Raw genomic sequence first — 416 nt, forward strand, 5'->3', positions numbered from 1 at the left:
CTCAAAAGCATCTCATTTGAATATCATTTCCTACTTTTGAACAACAAAAAAAGCCTTGCTAAGCAAGACTTCTTTTGTCGTACTATGATGCGCGTAGAGGGACTTGAACCCCCACGGTTGCCCGCTAGATCCTAAGTCTAGTGCGTCTGCCAATTCCGCCATACGCGCGCATCCGAGATTAAAAAATGGTGAGTCATGTAGGATTCGAACCTACGACACCCTGATTAAAAGTCAGGTGCTCTACCAACTGAGCTAATGACTCATACTATGGTGGAGGATGACGGGATCGAACCGCCGACCCTCTGCTTGTAAGGCAGATGCTCTCCCAGCTGAGCTAATCCTCCATGGAAACACTAAAACCCACTGCGAGTGGGAGTCTTGCTTCATTGTGCGTTTTGCACATTGAAAACTGGATA

Annotated in this window: 3 tRNA genes; all 3 read right to left on the reverse strand. The window is 46.9% G+C overall.

The window, feature by feature from the left end:
* Positions 1-88: 88 nt before the first annotated feature.
* The 3 genes from AC1DM9_RS34540 to AC1DM9_RS34550 all read right to left on the reverse strand — a co-directional run bounded on the left by AC1DM9_RS34540 (position 89) and on the right by AC1DM9_RS34550 (position 344).
* Positions 89-168: transfer RNA gene (locus AC1DM9_RS34540), tRNA-Leu, on the reverse strand.
* A gap of 18 nt (positions 169-186) precedes the next feature.
* Positions 187-262 (reverse strand) — tRNA-Lys (locus AC1DM9_RS34545).
* Between the two features lie 6 nt (positions 263-268).
* Positions 269-344, reverse strand: a tRNA-Val gene (locus AC1DM9_RS34550).
* Positions 345-416 lie beyond the last annotated feature (72 nt).

Source organism: Paenibacillus sp. 01T431, assembly GCF_056398625.1.